Below are 15,313 nucleotides of genomic sequence, written 5' to 3' on the forward strand. Positions count from 1 at the left end.
CTCTGTCATGTACATAGATGCATGTCTCTAATTATATTGATTTTTTTATGGTTCTATATAAACTGCTTTGTTTTATAGAGGTATAAAGGGATTTTTAATGAACGCCATAACCAGGAATGTTCTTCTTACGCTACTGACCAGCACCTCCTTTTCACTCCATGCCAGTACCGAATTTAATTTTCAGAATTTATATACAGACACACTGTCCAGCGTATCAGAATATAAAACGTTAACGCCTCAATTAATAAGCGACCCTGTATATCAGAACCTGTCTTTAAACCCTCAATTTGCCGCAACATCATGGACTGGCAATAGTGGTTCAGATTGGTTTACCGTAGGAAATTGGAGTGCGGGAGTACCCACTGCGGGGGATGACGTCACTATTGCGACAACCGCCACAAAATTTCCAGTGATCTCTCAACCAGGGGCTACAATAAGATCTCTGACGCTTAACGGCCTAGGAGCTTTAAGAATAATAAATGGTGGGATACTAACCTCAACGGCAGGTAGCAGCATAGGCCAGGCAATGGGTGATAACAGTTCTGTTCTGGTCGATGGCGCAGGGAGTTTCTGGAACTCAACAGATTTTATTAATATTGGAGATGCTGGTGCGGGTTCACTCACCATAAAAAATCAGGGTACCGTATCGGTTACTCGAGCTACTATTGGCTCACTAAATAGCTCAAGCGGTGTCGCTCTGGTTGATAATGGAACCTGGATCAATACTGGTAATTTTGATGTAGGCTTTGCTGGCAGTGCAATACTCAATATTATTAATGGGGGTATTGTATCAAACCTGACTGCAACAATAGGTAGTGCTGCAGGCAGTTCAGGTATCGCTACAGTCGACGGTTCAGGTTCTCAATGGCTTAATACAGGCATATCTATAGGTTTAAGTGGCAATGGCAGTTTAACTATTTCAAATGGAGCCTATGTTCGTGCTGATACCGGGGTAGAGCTGGGTACAAACAATAACGCATCAGGAATATTAAATGTGCTAAACGGCGGTATTTTAGAAACAGCATTTTTAAGAAAAGGAACTTTCGGTGGCACCGGTACCGTACTGTTTAATGGTGGGATTTTACGGGCCAATATGGCAAACAACACATTTATTTCACAATTCGCTGCTGGAGATTTACAAATTGGCAGCAATGGTCTGTTCATAGACTCCAATGGATTTAATATTGGTGCTACAAGTGTGTTATCCGGCACTGGATTTTTGAATAAATTAGGAACCGGTATTCTTACACTTTCCGCAGCACAACTTTATACGGGTAATACCATTATAACCAATGGAACTCTGGCAATTGGAGCAGCAGGCTCTATAGCAGCGAGTTCTGGCGTCAATTTAACGGGTTCAACCGCAATTTTTGATATCAGCGCCGGTGGTAATCAATTAATAAGAGGTTTATCAGGGGTAAACGGCAGCAAGGTAACTCTGGGCGCAAATTCACTGTACGTCAACAGCACTAACTCTTCCATTTTTTCCGGGTCTATTGAAGGCACCGGTGATTTTATCAAACAAGGTCAAGGCATGCTGACCCTGAATGGTAACAACACGACATTTACTGGAACCAGTTTTGTTGAGGCAGGTACATTGCAAGTCAATGGAATTCTGCTTGGCGACATGGATGTGTTACGTGGTGGACGATTACAAGGCTCAGGAGTTCTGGGAAATACCACAGTTAGGGGACTAATAGCCCCTGGTAATTCAATTGGCACCTTAACGGTCGGGAATTACACCCAGTTACCAGGTTCTATATATGAAGTAGAAATCAACGACTCAGGCCAATCCGATAGAATTTTTGCCAATGGTACTGCAACCATAGGAGGTTCCTCTGTTCAGGTCATCAGAGAGCCTGGAGTTTTTCACTCCGGTACACGTTATACCATTTTGACAGCAACGGGTGGCGTCAATGGTGTTTATTCTACCTTACTGGCGCAAAACTATCCTTTTTTAAACCTGGCACTGAATTATGATGCAAACCATGTTTATCTCGATATATACCGCAGCGCAATCCCATTCACAGCAGCAGCATATACTAAAAACCAAATCAATACGGCCATTGCCACAGAAAGCCTGGGATCAGGAAATCCAGTATATGACGCGATCAGCAATCTTCCTGATCTCGCTTTAACGCCGCAGGCATTTGATGCGCTTTCAGGTGAAATTCATGCTTCCGCCCTGGCGGTCTTTATGGAAGACAGCCGTTACGTGAGAAGCGCCATTACCAACCGAATCAGTCAATCATTCAGTCAACTGGTCAACAATCCTTATAATGTTCGCGAAATCAATTTTAATCCCAATTCCGGAGTTACAGTCTGGGGACAAGGATTTGGAGCCTGGGGTAATCTTGAGGGTAATCGAAATGCGGCGCAAGTCGATCGATCAACCAGCGGATTTTTTGCAGGAGCGGATACTCTGTTAGGTACCTCTTTTCGTCTGGGTTTAATGACGGGTTTTGGTAATTCAAAATTTGATGTCAATGCACGCAGTTCATCAGGTACCAGCACTAACTATTATGCTGCTCTTTATGGTGGCGCTCTTTTAGGTCCCGTAAATATAAAAGCCGGAGGCGCATACACCTGGCATGACATCGGGATTAATCGTACGGTATCTTTTCCAGGTTTTTTCAATACCCTTCATTCCAATAATAATGGCAGCACGTCACAAGCTTTTGCTGAAGTGGGTTACCCTGTGCTTTACAGCGGTATGGAATTTGAACCTTTTATTGGCATCGCCAATGTTGATGCCGACACAGGCCGATTTTTAGAGCAAACCGGTAGCGCTGCTCTAAGCGGCAGTGGTTCGCAAAATATATTTTATTCTACCTTGGGTTTAAGAGAAGCAGGTAAACTCACTTCCACTGGAGATACCGATGTTTTTGAAAAGCTATTACTGGGTTGGCAGCATGCCTATAGTGAAGTAAATCCACTGGCCTTTTTTAATTTTCAAAGCGGCGGTATCCCCTTTGGTATCAATGGGGTGCCTGTTGCAGAAAATGCCCTGTTAATTGATGCCGCACTTTGGTTTCAGAATGTCCTGGGTAACTATACTTTTAAACTGGGTTACATGGGTGAAGTGGCGAATAACGTTCAGGATCATGGAGTTGTAGGAGTTTTCACCTACAGATTTGCATAATACAGAACTGTGAGGCATTAGCCTCACAGCCATTTGTGAATGTATTTTTATTTGGATGATTATTGCAGCGTTAAATCAATAGAAGACAAGATGCCCTTGTCCGTTTGGCTAAATTGCACGTACTCTCCCCGCATAGCCTGTAAGATTTGTTGTAAGGTGATAAATTGCGCGCTTAACTGAAAATACAAATCGGCAGACTCGCTATCTTGCAGTTCACCCGCTGTTAAATAGGCAGCTTGCCCCATATCCGAAAAATAACTCAGGCTGACATGACGTCTTTTCGCAATTCCAGGAAAAAGACCACAAAATAACAGACTCTTATCACCAACATCACGTAATAGTTCTAATTGTAACTGACGTGGTTTACGCATGGAATCGAGAAAATCAAGAGCAACAACAGATTCAATCAATTTTGGACCTTGGGAAAAGCGCATCAATAAAAATACCAAATAACTTTCCGTATTTTCGTTCAAAATTAATCGTGTAGCTGCTTGTGCCTCATTGACCAGAGCATGCCATTGACTAATATCGGTGGGATGTAAAATTAGTTGCTTCATAAACTCCCCCTTTTTTTACTTCCTAATATTAGTCTAGCAAAGCTTGTACCAAAATATCAGTGATATCAGTCAATAAATGGTTAATATGTTGTAAACATTTGTTATGCGTTAGTTTTTATCGGCGATAAAAAAATGACAGAGCATTGTCACAATTTTGACTGAAGCAACATGGGATTGTGTAACCATAATCGTCAAGCCAAGGAATTTCTGTATTAAAAGTAGCCCGGATGAAGTGCGAAGCGCGTAATCCGGGAAATCCCGCGAAGCGGGTACCGCTTAAAATTGTACCATGCTGCGCATAGGCTTCCCGGATTTCGCGGTGCTTCATCAGGGCTACTTTTGAGTTTCTCCTTAGCTTGATAGCTATGGGATTGTGTACCCACCTGCGTGGGTTAAAGTCAAAGCGCTTCAAAGCTCAATAGGAATAATTCAATTCCTTCCATTCAGACCATGTTCCAGAATATCCCAACAAGGACTGACGAGAATACTCATAAAATTGCTTGAGGAAGGTTATTCTCTTTATATAATAGGGAGTTAACTCCGGATCCCCTCGATAAATTTCCAAAAGATTATAATAAGGAGAAATTGAGGCCTGACGCTCTATTATTTCGTCGAAACTGACTTTATCCGCGTTTCTCAGCATATCGAACATCGCCAGGATTGTTGAAGTACGTCCTTTGCCCCCACGGCAATGGACATGGAACCATGTTTTTTTAGGTTTACTACGAACCAAACTCAAAAAGGCATCTACCTCTGAATCAAGTGGGGCTCGATGATCGGTTATGAACAATCGGTGGTATTCAAAACCCCATTTTGTGACATAATATTCTTCATTTCTGACCGTTCCAACAGCCATTGATTTCCCATTGAAATATTGTTTCTGTCGATATTGAGGTACTGTTAAAATTCCAGGGATGGATTTTCTAAATCGTAAAGACGCCAGCCAATTTTCCTGATCCTGCATGCTTTGGGCGTTGGTTTTTCCAAGATTCAACCAGTTATAATTACTAACGAGGGTGATCGCCCTTCCATTAAGATAACCATGACTTTCCTGTCTTAAATCCAGAACGACCACCGGCTTTCCATTTTTAGGTCGACGCATCGCGATGTATTCGGCAATAATCCGCCATCCCTTTTCACTAGGCTCTTCACTGCCAGATAAATAGAGATCATGAATGCCCTGAACATTACCGTTATAAGCATCGGCAATTGTTGCCACATCCCGCATCCACTCAACAGAAGAGTACTGGGTCTTACTGTCTTGCACTATGCAGGGATTTTCTATACTGGAATCACAAACAGTGGGCAATGGGCTAGAAAAAACACGTCCTTGTATTAAAAAAAACATCATTAATACAACTTTAATTCCTTTAAAGTTATTCATATTAAAGCCTTAAAAAAAGCAACCTCTCAATAACTACGAAAAAAATCATCCCTAATATGGTGAGGGACCTCTTGAAAGTAGCTCTGTGCCTGAATTTGGAGATCCTTCACTACGTTCAGGATGACGAGATTCTCAAGGGTACTGAGTGATTACTGCTAAAAAACACAATTCATTCTATTTAAATGTTTTTTTTTCTTCAACATAATTTTTATCAACAAAAATGAAATAATTAAAGAAATAAGCATCGGATAGGATTTAGTCAGCAATTCGTGTATAATGTTGAAACTATGAACAAATGCTCAGCTTTTGCCTTAACATTAATTCCAGCTATTCCCAACTAAAGGTTATTTATGATTGAACAGATTCGCAATATTGCCATTATCGCACACGTTGACCATGGCAAAACAACTCTTGTAGACAAACTGCTCCAGCAAACAGGTACTTTAAATGAAAGGGCGCCCAAGGTAGAGCGAGTAATGGACTCCAATGCGCTTGAAAAAGAGCGGGGAATTACTATTCTTGCCAAAAATACCTGCGTTTATTGGAACGGGCACCAAATTAATATCGTTGATACTCCGGGACATGCTGATTTTGGTGGAGAAGTAGAGCGTATTCTCTCTATGGTTGACAGCGTACTTTTATTAGTCGATGCGGTTGATGGCCCCATGCCGCAAACTCGATTTGTAACTCAAAAAGCTTTTGCCAGAGGTTTGAATCCTATTGTAGTCATCAATAAAATTGACAGACCAGGTGCACGACCTGATTGGGTAATGGATCAAGTATTTGATTTATTTGATAATCTTGGAGCCAATGATACCCAGTTGGATTTCCCGGTGGTCTATGCTTCTGCTCTAAATGGCTATGCCAAACTCAATTTGGAAGATGAAGCTACGGATATGTCCGCCTTGCTGCAAACTATTATTGATAAAGTGGCTCCACCTGAAGTCGATCCCAATGGCCCATTCCAAATGCAAATCAGTTCTCTGGCTTATTCTACTTATGTAGGCACCATAGGAATTGGACGAATTACCAGAGGACAAATTAAAGCAAAATCTCCTGTAAAAATAATTGATAAAGACGGCAATATGCGTAGTGGCCGCTTATTACAATTACTTGGTTTTAAAGGACTGGAGCGAGTTGAAATTGAAGAGGCCGGAGCAGGAAATATCATTGCTATAACCGGTATTGAAAATCTTAACATCTCCGATACGATTTGCGATCCCAATACAGTAGAGGCCTTACCTGCATTAATGGTTGATGAGCCAACGATTAGTATGACCTTCCAGGTTAATGACTCTCCATTTGCTGGACAGGAAGGTAAATATGTCACCTCGCGCAAAATTCGCGAACGTCTGGATACCGAATTATTACATAATGTCGCTCTGCGCGTTGAAGATTGCGAAGATCCTGATAAATTCAGGGTTTCTGGACGTGGAGAATTGCATTTATCCATTCTGATTGAAAACATGCGCCGTGAAGGTTATGAATTAGCAATAAGCAAACCGGAAGTCATTATCAAGGAAGTAGACGGTGAACTGCAAGAACCCTATGAGCGCCTGACCGTCGACGTAGAAGAAAACCACCAGGGCACCATAATGGAAAAACTGGGAGAACGTCGCGGTGATATGCAAAATATGGTTCCAGATGGAAAAGGCAGAGTCCGTTTAGACTATATTATTCCTACTCGAGGGTTGATTGGATTCCACAACGAATTTTTATCGTGTACTTCTGGAACCGGCTTGATGTATCACGTCTATGATCATTACGGACCTGCCATTAAAGGTCGAATCGGCAAACGCACCAATGGTGTAATGATTGCTAACTGTCAAGGTACTGCGCGTGGTTTTGCTCTTTTCAACCTGCAGGAGCGTGGCCGCTTGTTTCTGGATCCGCAAGCTACTTGTTATGAAGGGATGATCGTAGGTATTCATGCCAGAGATAATGATTTGGTGGTGAATGTGACCAAGGAAAAACAATTAACCAATATGCGTGCCTCAGGTACTGATGAAAACATCATACTCACGCCGCCAATCAAGTTAACCTTGGAACAGGCTCTGGAGTTTATTGATGATGACGAATTGGTTGAAGTGACACCCAACTCGATTCGGTTGCGTAAAAAATCCTTAAAAGAACACGACAGGAAAAAAGCATCACGAATTGCTAATAGTGAAGATTAATAACAACATGAAACAAAAATTTAAGCGAGTCATTCTCTATGCTCGTCAGCATAGAGCCAATCAAGGTGTGAGCGAAAGCTTACACCGACTGGTTGAATTTTTAACAAATCAAAACATCAAAATCTATCAGGATAAAGATACCACTACCAGTTTTATGATGAACATACCCATATTAGCCAGAGAAGATATGGGAGAAAAAAATGATCTGATCATTGTTGTAGGCGGTGATGGCAGTCTGCTTTCCGCAGCACGAATGGCAATACAAGTGAATACCCCGGTAATAGGTATTAACCGAGGACGTCTGGGCTTTTTAACGGATATATTGCCTCAGGACATAGAAACGCAACTAGGTGCCGTGCTAAACGGTGAGTATGAGGAAGAAAAACGCTTCTTGCTGCACACCCGAATTTATGATCAGGATACAACCTATTTTGAAGGCGATGCTCTAAACGATGTGGTTCTGGGTCGAGGAAATGAAACTCATCTGATCGAGTTTGATGTTTATGTCAATCAGCAGTTGGTAAGCCACTATCGCTCTGATGGCATGATTTTATCCACACCTACCGGATCTACAGCCTATGCCTTATCCGCTGGAGGCCCCATTATGCACCCCCAACTCAATGCGATTGTTCTGGTGCCCATGTTTTCTCATAGTTTAAGTTCACGGCCACTCGTTATTGATGGAGAAGCTAAAATTGAACTGCACATCAGCGAGTTTAACGAGACTGAATTACGGATTAGTTGTGATGGTCATGAATCAAGAATGGTAAAACCGGGGCAACGCGTGTCAATATATAAAAATGGCAATCAATTACGCTTGTTACATCCATTGGATTACCATTATTATGATACATTACGCAGTAAACTTGGATGGGAATCAAAACATCAGGGATAAATCATGCTCACAACCTTGCGCATTGAACACTTCGCTATTGTTAAACATTTGGAACTGGATTTTTCACAAGGTATGACCGCCTTCACCGGTGAAACTGGAGCTGGCAAATCCATCATGATAGATGCCTTAATGCTGGCATTAGGTGGACGTGGAGATGCCTCCGTCATTCGCCCTGGCCAGGAAAAATGTGATATTACCGCCGGTTTTATTTTTGATAAATTATCAGAACCAGCCCAATGGATGGCGGAACACGATATTTCCTGCGACGAAGGCGAGATCTTTTTAAGACGCATCATATATGCTGAAGGACGCTCAAAATCCTATATTAATGGCCAACCTTTTCCACTGCAAAAGGTCAAGGAATTAAGCGACAAGCTCGTACATATTCATGGACAACATCAGCACCAGGCATTGATGCAACATCCAACACACAGACACCAATTGGATCAATATTCAAAACACCCGAACTTATTGAACGAAGTATCCTGCTTATACAAACAGTGCCAACACATTAAACTGGAAATAGACCAGTTACAAAATCAGGAACAACAGGCTGACAGAATCAAATTATTACAATTCCAAATCGAGGAGCTGGCAGCCCTGAATCTTCAGGAAGGAGAAATAGAAGCACTGCATCAAGAACATCAGATGCTCCATCATGCCAAGGAATATTTAGAACACAGTCACCATATAAATACGCTGCTGAATGGTGATGATCAGATGAATATCTGCTCGGGGTTAAATCAAATTCTTCAATTAATTAATCAGCTTCCTCAGGAACAAATGCAGATTAAAAACTCATTTGAACTGATTAACGGCGCACTGATTCAATGCGAAGAAGCCCTGAATGAAATGCATCAATTTAGTGAACGTGTCCAATTGGATCCGCAGCGTCTGCATGAAGTTGAAGAGCGCATGAGTGCAATCCATCACCTGGCACGTAAATACCACATCGACAGTCATGCAATAGCCGAACATGAACGCTTGCTGCAAGTAGAGCTGGATAATTTACAAAATGCTGAATGCAAATTAGCTCATTTACAATTGCAACTGAGCCAACTGACTAAAGCCTACGATCTTGCTGCGCATAAACTCACCGAATCAAGAGAGATCCATGCTAAAAAACTAGCTCAGGAGATAACTGCAAGCATTCAACAACTGGGCATGCCAAAAGGCTGGATTGAAATAGACATTTCACCACTGGAAAAGATGCAGGCTCATGGTCGTGATAAAGTTGAATATAAAGTATGTACAAACCCGGGAATGGAGCCTGATGTGCTGAGCAAGGTTGCTTCCGGTGGAGAGCTCTCCCGCATTGGTCTGGCAATTCAAATGATCACAGCACAAAGAGGATCTACGCCAACTCTGTTATTTGATGAGGTAGATGTTGGTATTGGTGGAGCAACCGCAGCACTGGTTGGAAAAATGCTCCGAAAATTGGGAGAGCGATTACAGGTATTCTGTGTCACACACCAGCCGCAAGTTGCTGCATCAGCACATAATCACTTTCTGGTAGAGAAGCAGAGTGACAATAAACAAACAGTCACCCACATAACGTTACTAAAATCCGCGGACAAAATTGACGAAATTGCTCGAATGCTTGGAGGCTTGACGATTACCGAACAGACACGATCGCATGCTAAGGAACTATTAATTCAGAGCAACGACTGATTTTTTAGATTAATTCTTACACATTTGCTTGATTTTTATGCCAAATAACCTTAAATTAAAAAAATATTTAAAATATTTCATAAAAAAACAGCACAATTAATAAAATAATGCTACAATGGTTGGGTAACAATTTAGGAAAATAACATGTCAGATAAAATTCGCGGTACAGTAAAATGGTTTAATGAGTCCAAAGGTTTCGGTTTTCTAGAAAGTGGCGGTAAAGATTATTTTGTGCATTTCAGCGCAATCCAAAGCAGCGGTTTCAAAACTCTTGCTGAAGGTGCAACTGTAATGTTCAAAGCTAGCAACGGACAAAAAGGTCCTCAAGCTGAAGAAGTTGAAGTAGTCTAATTCATTTATTTTTCGCCTTGCTCATTTTCAGATATTCTTATCTTTTAATGAACAGGGCGTTTTTTTGTCCAAAATTCCATAACCCTCTAAAATAAGCACATCCTCTTATTGAGTTCAAATGCCGCATCACTAAATTACGTTAATGCGAGAAACTCTAAAATCCTGATACTATAATATGATCGTTGCAGTTTCCTTTTAGTCCTGACAGTATCGATATCAAAAACGATTAACCTATAGGAAATTCTATGTCGTTGAATAGCTCAACCGTATTAATGGTGCCTCCTTCAAGCTTTCAGTTTAATCCTGAAACAGCCGCAAGCAATACGTTTCAATCCGAAACCCATATTATTGATGCCGATATAAAAGCACTTGAAGAGTTCAACGACATGGTGCTCAATCTAAGAATGCAAGGAATTCAGGTATTAATCTTGAAACAAAATAAGCTATTGCCCGATGCTGTCTTTCCTAATAACTGGTTCTCCACACATGTTGATGCAGAAGGCAACAATATCCTGATAATTTATCCCATGCTTGCTCCGAATCGCCAGGCAGAAGTAAACATCAATGGTTTAACTAAAGTGTTCAATGAGGCACACATTAAAGTGGATAAACTAATTGATCTGAGAAATCATGAGAACAACATTCTGGAAGGAACTGGAAGTCTGGTTTTAGATCGTGATAATCAATTAATTTACGCAGCTCTGTCCGCTCGAACCTCCCCCGTCATGGTCAATAAAGTTGCCGGGATATTGAATTATAAGCCCATAGTATTTAACAGCGTTGATGAGCATTTTCATCCGGTTTATCATACAAACGTCATTTTGAGCGTTACCCGTAATTACGTTATTGTCTGTTTGGAATCAATAAAAGACTCACTACAAAAATCGGCATTACTCCATAGTTTTAAAATCACCAAGAAAAAAGTAATTGAGATTACTTATGAACAAACCCGTCATATGTGCGGTAATGTTTTGGAACTGTTCAACAGTAATGGTAAAAGCCTGTTAATCCTGTCCGCTCAGGCCAAACAGCACTTTAATACAACTCAATTGGAAACCATGCAACAATGTTCAGAATTAGTACCTGTCGAGATTGAAACGATTGAAACCATTGGAGGTGGAAGTGCTCGATGTATGATGGCAGAGATTGTTTACTAATTAATTCATAACCTGACAGTACTTTTTCCCAAGCTAACCATATCTATGTTTTAACACTGCGCCCCCTCACCCTCTTGAAACAATAGGAAAAGATCAGATAGAGGGGAATTGGTGCAAAAATCAGATAATCTTGCCCTGACTTTTTTTCAGGATCTCAATACAAATTCACCGTTTTAGATTATTATTGCGAGTTAACATGTATCGCATCAGGAGATCAACTTCAACTGGATACAATGAACCGAATTAAAATGGCAAATTTCTCAATAAACCTGTGAATTTCGTCATCCTGGACTGAATGAGGGAACTCAAAATGAAGGCATCATCCCAGTTTCAGGAAGTTTCACATTACGTTCAAAATAACGTCTCGCGAACTGATTGAGAAGTTACACATAAATTGTTTCATATTTAATCAAAAATGGTCATTCCCATGATAAATAACAATTATTTCGAAAGTCCTTTTAAAGGGATCCCTTTATCAGAACAAGTTACAAATCCCAATATTATCGTTGGACGCTACAGCTACTATTCCGGCTATTATCATGGTCATTCCTTTGATGATTGTGCTCGATATTTAATGCCTAATGAACCGGGAATGGACAAGCTAGTCATCGGTAGTTTTTGCTCTATAGGCTCAGGTGTTTCATTTATAATGGCAGGTAATCAGGGGCATAGAATGGAGTGGGTAAGTACCTTTCCCTTCTTTTATACAGACGATGAATATACAAAAAATGCTATTGATGGCTTTCAAAATGCCGGAGATACAGAAATTGGGCATGATGTCTGGATAGGAGCAGAAGCTATGATTATGCCTGGCATCAAAATTGGGCATGGAGCTCTAATTGGAGCACGTTCCGTTGTAACAAAAAATGTTGATCCTTATACAATAGTTGCAGGTAACCCAGCGAAGCCTATTCGAAAACGTTTTTCTGAAGAACAAATCAAGCAACTGTTGACTATAGAATGGTGGAATTGGCCAGAAGATCAATTAGCTTCAGCAATGAATTATCTATGTTCTACTGATATTAATGGACTGTTTAACTTCTGGATGGCCAATCAAAAATAAACCGGCGCACAAGTACTTTTTCAAAGGGGATCATGGCCAGTGGATGTAAATTTACAAATATTACAATTTGTATAAAAACAATTCCCCTTTATTTTTTACAACCCAACTGATAATATCACCTCAATAGGGCTAATTACATCCGAGATAAAAAATTTGACTCTTGATTCAAATCAGTTCGCCACATCAAATATACCTGTATATCGCCAATCAGCAAATGAAAAAGTTGTGATCATTATCCCAACATATAATGAAGCCGCTGTAATCGAAGAAACAATAAAACAGGTATTTGAATCAGTAGATCTAATTAAAAATCATGATATTCATGTGTTAATTTTTGATAGTGCATCTACTGATAACACGCAGCAAATAATCAAAACCTTACAAAGCACGTACCCTAACCTTCATTTGAAAATTGAGGCGACAAAATCGGGATTAGGCTCTGCTTATTTGCAAGCAATGAACTATGCCCTGACGACGCTTAATGCTGACATACTATTTGAATTTGATGCTGACTTGTCTCATCAACCCAAATACATACTCGGCATGCTGGAAATGATTAAGCATTGTGATTGTGTAGTGGGTAGCCGCTATGTTAAAGGAGGGAGCATTCCAAAGAACTGGGCCCTTCATCGAAAACTGTTTTCTATCTTTGGTAATTACATTGCCCGATCTGTGCTTACACCCAGATATAAAGATTTCACAAGCGGTTTTCGTGCTACCAGGCGTCATATGTTACAAAAAGTATTGCCAAAAAAATTCCTTTCCAATCAGTACGCTTATAAATTGCAACTCCTCTGGTTGTTGCATAAAAATAAAGCAAAAATTTGCGAATACCCTATTGAATTTATAGACAGGGAAAAAGGGGTCAGTAAACTACCTAAAAACAGCATCAGTGATTCGCTTAAAGTTGTTTTTACCCTTCGCTTTTATGAGCTAAAACGCTTTCTAAGCATGTGTCTGGTTGGTTCAATGGGTATGATCATTCAATTTGTTGTATATAATGTATTGCGTGAATATCTGACTCCTTACAACGCATCACAAATTGCCGTATTAACGGCAATAATAAACAACTTTATTCTGAATAACCGATTTACGTTCAAAAGCAACTCATTTGCTGGTTGGTCATTTAAAATGAAACGCCTTGCCGGTTTTATCATTTACTCATTAATCATGATATATCTGCAAAGTCATTGGCTAAAGCTTGGAGTCGGTTATTTTGGTAGCGGCAAACTGCAAGAGAATATATTATTAGCGGTAGGGATTGGGCTTGGTTCTTTATTAAATTATTTTACCTATACACGCCATATTTGGGCTGAACGAATTCCCTCATAACCAAATGATACTTTAGACTTCATACATATTAATAAAGCGCAGGGTAAAGACGCTTGTAATGTGACAATAAAACAAAAACGCCAGTCAAGATAGAAGTCTATTAATGCAATAAACGTGCTTTAGGGATGATTCGTGTTAAATTTGCGCAAATATTATTTTATCTATTTTATATTTTTGCTAATTCTTGCCCCTTTTAATCTGCCGTCATTTGATACTTATTATTATTGGGATTGGAGTCGTCATTTGGATTTATCCTATTACGACGGTTCACCCATGATTGCGTACTTAATCAAGATATCGACTTCATTATTTGGCAATACTTTATTTTCATTGACCTTTGTAGGCATTGCAGTTACTGCGCTCACCAGCTGGATTATATATAATACAGCCCGTCAATTTCTAGAACAAAAAGCCAGTTTTGTCGCTACGTCATTATGGATGTTTTCACCTTTGGTGACTTCAGATCTGTTACAACAAACGACCTATGATACGCCACTGTCTTTATTTTGGGCGCTGACGCTCTATTTTGTAATTCATTATTTAAAAAATCCCGAAAACCGTACTCTATACTTTATTGGTTTCAGCGTTGGCTTCATGTTATTGTCAAAATATTCTGGAATCGTTTTAGTTGCATCATTAATTATTTTTCTGATTTTGACAAGGTATCGTGTTCTATTCAAATCCTATCATTTTTATCTTGCCCTCCTGATTTCAGTTATTTGTTTTAGTCCCGTTATCATTTGGAACTATCAACATGAATGGCAATCATTTATATATCAATTGACAGTCCATCAACTGAAACAAGGTAACAATCCTGTAATAGAGGTCATTCATTCTTTTTTTAATACCATTCTCCCTACATTAAATTTAATGTTACTACCATCCCTCCTCTGCTGGTTTCGCAAAGCACCGAGTAAATCGATCAATTCTTTTGAAGAACAAAATGAAATTTGTGTCACTCTATGTCAAATTATCTGCGCAACCTTTCTCTTTTTTTATTTGTTTACAGCAAGTGAAGCCAATCTCAGGGGAAGCTGGTTCACCCCATATCTGATTACTAGCGCTTTATTGGGAGGGTATTGCTATCAAGAATTTCGTTATCATAAATCAATTCGTACCGTCATCATTGGCTATGCTCTCACAAGCGTACTTATCATCATGAATAACAGTTATTTGTATCATTTTATACCGTCAAAAAAATTGTACTATTATCACCTGATTCAGCAATTTAATGCTCAGCTCAAAGACGTTCCAAAGTTCGTATTTTCTTCAGGATGGTTTGAAGCACGAATGTTATTTTTTATTAAAAATAAACCTATTATTTATACTTTGGATTGTGGTTCATTACAGAACCAATATTCATTATGGAGTGCCGACATCAATCAAAAAATTGCAAATAGAACAGTGCAGGAAATACTGTTCATTGATTTGAAGGACAGAAGTGAATGTTTAAAAAAATACTTTGACCGATGCGAGCAATTGCCTACTCAAACAAAAGTCACTCCTAAGGACATTTATTCGGTGTTCGCATACAAATGCAGTAATAAGCCAATTAGTTCGAAAGTCCTGTTAAAAAAAGCATAG

General features: G+C 39.8%; 11 protein-coding genes. 9 read left to right on the plus strand and 2 right to left on the minus strand.

Annotated elements, in window-relative coordinates:
• The first annotated feature begins 97 nt into the window (after positions 1–97).
• A complete protein-coding gene (locus Lqua_RS08490; protein WP_058473852.1) occupies positions 98–3,142 on the plus strand; it encodes an autotransporter outer membrane beta-barrel domain-containing protein in 3,045 nt (1,014 codons plus the stop codon).
• A gap of 59 nt (positions 3,143–3,201) precedes the next feature.
• Here Lqua_RS08490 and Lqua_RS08495 read toward each other — a convergent pair whose 3' ends face one another.
• Together Lqua_RS08495 and Lqua_RS08500 are read right to left on the minus strand one after the other, a co-directional pair.
• Positions 3,202–3,699 (minus strand): hypothetical protein, encoded by a 498-nt coding sequence (locus tag Lqua_RS08495; protein ID WP_058473853.1) that lies wholly within the window; start codon positions 3,697–3,699, stop codon positions 3,202–3,204.
• Positions 3,700–4,114: 415 nt separating this feature from the next.
• The gene (locus tag Lqua_RS08500) at positions 4,115–5,083 is read right to left on the minus strand and encodes a phosphatase domain-containing protein (RefSeq protein WP_058473854.1); all 969 of its coding nucleotides are present in this window, start codon (positions 5,081–5,083) and stop codon (positions 4,115–4,117) included.
• Between the two features lie 350 nt (positions 5,084–5,433).
• Between Lqua_RS08500 and typA the strand changes: the two genes are divergently transcribed.
• The 8 genes from typA (at position 5,434) to Lqua_RS08540 (ending at position 15,313) form a co-directional block, all read left to right on the plus strand.
• A complete protein-coding gene (typA, locus tag Lqua_RS08505; RefSeq protein ID WP_058473855.1) occupies positions 5,434–7,260 on the plus strand; it encodes a translational GTPase TypA in 1,827 nt (608 codons plus the stop codon).
• Between the two features lie 7 nt (positions 7,261–7,267).
• Positions 7,268–8,155 (plus strand): NAD(+) kinase, encoded by an 888-nt coding sequence (locus tag Lqua_RS08510; protein ID WP_058473956.1) that lies wholly within the window; start codon positions 7,268–7,270, stop codon positions 8,153–8,155.
• Between the two features lie 3 nt (positions 8,156–8,158).
• Positions 8,159–9,826, plus strand: a complete 1,668-nt coding sequence (gene recN, locus Lqua_RS08515; RefSeq protein WP_058473856.1) for a DNA repair protein RecN — start codon at positions 8,159–8,161, stop codon at positions 9,824–9,826.
• A gap of 144 nt (positions 9,827–9,970) precedes the next feature.
• On the plus strand, positions 9,971–10,177 hold the full coding sequence (locus Lqua_RS08520; RefSeq protein WP_028382754.1) for a cold-shock protein: 207 nt from the start codon (positions 9,971–9,973) through the stop codon (positions 10,175–10,177).
• A gap of 245 nt (positions 10,178–10,422) precedes the next feature.
• On the plus strand, positions 10,423–11,334 hold the full coding sequence (locus Lqua_RS08525; RefSeq protein ID WP_065240161.1) for an arginine deiminase-related protein: 912 nt from the start codon (positions 10,423–10,425) through the stop codon (positions 11,332–11,334).
• A gap of 427 nt (positions 11,335–11,761) precedes the next feature.
• Positions 11,762–12,397 carry a type B chloramphenicol O-acetyltransferase gene (gene catB / locus Lqua_RS08530; RefSeq protein WP_058473857.1) on the plus strand — a complete coding sequence of 212 codons (636 nt, stop codon included), beginning with the start codon at positions 11,762–11,764 and terminating at the stop codon, positions 12,395–12,397.
• Between the two features lie 189 nt (positions 12,398–12,586).
• On the plus strand, positions 12,587–13,729 hold the full coding sequence (locus Lqua_RS08535) for a glycosyltransferase (protein WP_058473958.1): 1,143 nt from the start codon (positions 12,587–12,589) through the stop codon (positions 13,727–13,729).
• Between the two features lie 132 nt (positions 13,730–13,861).
• Positions 13,862–15,313 (plus strand): glycosyltransferase family 39 protein, encoded by a 1,452-nt coding sequence (locus Lqua_RS08540; protein ID WP_058473858.1) that lies wholly within the window; start codon positions 13,862–13,864, stop codon positions 15,311–15,313.

The sequence above is a fragment of the Legionella quateirensis genome, assembly GCF_001467955.1.
In the GTDB taxonomy this organism is placed as follows: domain Bacteria; phylum Pseudomonadota; class Gammaproteobacteria; order Legionellales; family Legionellaceae; genus Legionella; species Legionella quateirensis.